Origin of the sequence: Streptomyces sp. SPB074 (assembly GCF_000154905.1) — a bacterium.
Lineage (GTDB): Bacteria > Actinomycetota > Actinomycetes > Streptomycetales > Streptomycetaceae > Streptomyces.
In genome coordinates this window covers 1,209,763-1,213,025 of the sequence record NZ_GG770539.1, presented here as the reverse complement: position 1 = coordinate 1,213,025, position 3,263 = coordinate 1,209,763, and the positions used below count along the sequence as shown (strand labels likewise).

Genomic DNA, 3,263 nt, shown 5'->3' with positions numbered 1-3,263 from the left:
CGTAAACGCCCGTAAAGTTCCGCCATGTCCTCCGAGTCCGCCCCCGGCGACCGCGCCCCCGCCCACGCCGGCAGTACCCGTGGCCCCGATCCGCTCGCCGCGCCCCAGGTCCTCGGGGAACGCCTCAAGGAGCGGATCTACGCCTCGCTGACGCTGCTCGCCGTCCTCGTCGGCTACGGGCAGAGCGCGCACCCCAGCCACGAGGGGGTCGCCGTCGCCGTCGCCGCCACGGCGCTCGGGCTGTGGCTCGCGACCCTCGTCGCCGACCTCCAGGCGCACCCCGTCGCGCACGCCCGCCGCCCCGGCACGCACGCGGTGCGCCACGCGCTCTACACGAGCAGTCCCCTGCTCACCTCCGCCGCCGGGCCCCTCCTGCTGACCGGGCTCTCGGCGCTCGGCGCGATGGACCTCGGCACCGCGCTGTGGATCTCGGTCGGCAGCGAGGTCGCCGGGCTCGCGGCGTGGGGGTACGCGGGCGGGCGGCGCTCCGGGCGGGGCGTGCCCGGGGCGGTGCTCTCGGCGGGGCTCAACGCGGTGATCGGCGTCTTCGTGGCCGGGGTCAAGGTGCTCGCGGGGCACTGAGCGCGCCGCCCCGGGCATTCAGGTGGCCGCGAGCGGGCCACGACTGCTCTCGCCCTCCACGGGGTACCCGCCAGTAACGATCAAGTCCGCGCCGTCCGGCGGCGCGGCGGGACGAAGGCAGTGCGGACCATGGCGGAGCGGCGGCACGGGAGCGAAGCGGGCGCGGTCGAGGGCGATTTCTTCGGGATCGTGGACCTGCTGGACGGCGAGGAGCGCAAACTCCTGGAACGGGTGCGGGAGTTCCTGCGCGCCGAGGTCGCCCCGCACGCCAATGAGCTGTGGGAGGCGGGGCGCAGCCCGGTGAGCCTGCGCGGGCGCATCGCCGGGCTGGGGATCACCGGCGAGGAGGGCGACGACGCGGGCGTACCGGCCCGCGGCAGCCTCTTCCGCGGCCTGCTCGGCATGGAGATGGCCCGCGTGGACCCCTCGTTCGCGACGTTCTTCGGGGTGCACGCCGAACTGGCGATGGGCTCGGTGCGGGCCTGCGGCTCCGAGGAGCAGAAAGCCCGCTGGCTGCCCGCGATGACGCGCTGGGAGAAGCTCGGGGCCTTCGCCCTCACCGAACCCCTCGTCGGCTCGACCACCGCCGCCGGGCTCACCACGACCGCGCGCCGCGAGGGCGACACGTGGATGCTCGACGGCGAGAAGAAGTGGATCGGCAACGGCTCCTTCGCCGACCTCCTCGTGGTGTGGGCGCGGGACGTGGCCGACGACCAGGTCAAGGGCTTCGTCGTGGAGCACGGCGCCGAGGGGCTGAGCGCCGAGGTCATCCCGCACAAGATCGCGCTGCGCGGCGTGCAGAACGCCCACCTCGTGCTCGACGGGGTCCGCGTCCCCGAGGCCGACCGGCTCGAGCGCGCCGAGTCCTTCGCGGACACCAACCGGGTGCTGCGGGTGACGCGCGCGGCCGTGGCCTGGACGGCGACGGGCTGCGCGCTCGGCGCGTACGAGGCGGCGCGCGCGTACGCCGTGGAGCGCGAGCAGTTCGGCCGCCCCATCGCCTCCTTCCAGCTCGTGCAGGACAACCTCGCCCGGATGCTCGCCGACATCACCGCCTGCCAGGCGCTCGCCGTGCGGCTCGCCGCGCTGGAGGAGAAGGACGAACTGAGCGACGCGCAGGCCGCTCTGGCGAAGATGTTCTGCACCAGCCGGATGCGCGAGACCGTCGCCCGCGCCCGCGAGGTCATGGGCGGCAACGGCATCCTGCTCGACCACGACGCGGCCCGCTTCTTCGCGGACGCGGAGGCGCTGTACTCGTACGAGGGCACGCGCGACATGAACTCGCTCATCGTGGGACGCGCGGCGACGGGACTCAGCGCCTTCGTGTGAGGCGCGGCCACCCCTCCTGGGTCCCCCGCCACGGGCCGGTCTACGCCGCCACGGGACCCACAGGCAGTTCGCCGCCCGGCCCGCCCAGGAACTCCGCGAGCCGCGTCCCCTCCGCCTCGACCTCGCTCCGCTCGGCGCCCGTGAGCCCGCGCAGCGGCGTCACCGTGACGATCCCCTTCTCCGCCCGCCACACCGCCCCCACGAACCCGTCGAGCAGCACGGTGCCGGGGACGAGGCCGTTCTTCGAGAAGAGGTGCGGCCGGGCCTCCCGGGGCACGATGCGGCTGCGGTCGGCGTAGGTAGAGCAGCACGTTGTCGAACTCGGCGAGGAAGCGGACGGGCGCGGGCGCCCCGGGCCCCGGGCGCGGCGCCCCCGGTACGTCCAGGAGCGCCGTGCCGTCCTCGCCGCGCGAGCGCGACAGGTCCGGCATCGCGTCGGTCACCTCGCGCAGCCGCGTGAGCCCGCACCACGCCTGGACATCGGCGACCGTGGCGGGCCCGAACGCGGTGAGGTAGCGCCGCACCAGCTCCGGCAGCCCGGCCGCGCGCCCTTCCGCGCCGAGCCACGACCGTGCCGTCGCGTACCGCGTCGCACCGCCCGCGCCCCACACGGCGCGCGGCGGTACCTGCAAAAGAAAAAACGCCATTCGCGCCACGTCCGCGAGCACCTTCGCGGGCGTCTCCGACAGCCGCTCCGCGAGCGCCGCGCCGAGTTCGGCGGGCGTCAGCGGCCCCCGCGCGTCCAGGACCTCGCGGGTGAGCCGCGCGATCCGCTCCTCGTCGGCGAAGGCCGCGCGCACCTCCGCCCGGTGCCCGCGCAGGAGCACCGGCCGCAGGAGGGGGCGCAGGGCCAGGCAGTCCGCCGCGCTCACGAGGTGCACCGTGCCCCGGTGCAGGAGCACCCGTACGAGCCGCCGCCCGGTGAGCGCCGCAACCAGTTCCTCGTACCGGAAGCCCTCGATCCGCGTCCACAGACCGGTGTAGGGCGGCCAGGGCGCCTGCGCCTGCATCCCGACGAGGTGCTCGGCCATCGCCACGGCGGGCATCCGCACCCGGGCGCCGAGGTGCTGACGGGCGAGGGTGGCGCGGTTGAGCGCGCGGCGGCTGAGCACGACGGTCACGGGGAACGCTCCTCGGTGCGGGCGGGGGCGGGGGCGGGGGCGGCGCGGCTCCGCGAGGCCACCGCACCCTACGCGCGAAGGCGGACGGAAACGGTCCGCGCCCGGAGGCGGGCACGGGGCGGGTCCCGCGTGCCCCGCGCGGATTCCCACCGTTTTTCCACCGTCCGCCGACCCGCCCGGAACGTCGCCCGGGCACCCTCGTCCCCATGGCACCGACACTCGACTCCAGGG

General features: G+C 75.6%; 3 protein-coding genes and 1 pseudogene. 2 read left to right on the top strand and 2 right to left on the bottom strand.

Annotation, left to right across the window (positions count from 1 at the left end):
• The first annotated feature begins 24 nt into the window (after positions 1 to 24).
• The gene (locus SSBG_RS04855; protein ID WP_008745102.1) at positions 25 to 582 is read left to right on the top strand and encodes a hypothetical protein; all 558 of its coding nucleotides are present in this window, start codon (positions 25 to 27) and stop codon (positions 580 to 582) included.
• 129 nt (positions 583 to 711) lie between these two features.
• Positions 712 to 1,911, top strand: coding sequence for an acyl-CoA dehydrogenase family protein (locus SSBG_RS04850; RefSeq protein ID WP_037868962.1), 1,200 nt, complete (start codon positions 712 to 714; stop codon positions 1,909 to 1,911).
• Between the two features lie 40 nt (positions 1,912 to 1,951).
• Here SSBG_RS04850 and SSBG_RS35370 read toward each other — a convergent pair whose 3' ends face one another.
• Together SSBG_RS35370 and SSBG_RS30125 are read right to left on the bottom strand one after the other, a co-directional pair.
• Positions 1,952 to 2,188: a DNA glycosylase AlkZ-like family protein gene (locus tag SSBG_RS35370; protein WP_037868961.1), complete on the bottom strand. Its 237-nt coding sequence runs from the start codon at positions 2,186 to 2,188 to the stop codon at positions 1,952 to 1,954.
• An 85-nt stretch (positions 2,189 to 2,273) separates the two neighbouring features.
• Positions 2,274 to 2,921 (bottom strand): annotated as a pseudogene (locus SSBG_RS30125) (DNA glycosylase AlkZ-like family protein); the annotation flags it as partial.
• Between the last annotated feature and the right edge of the window lie 342 nt (positions 2,922 to 3,263).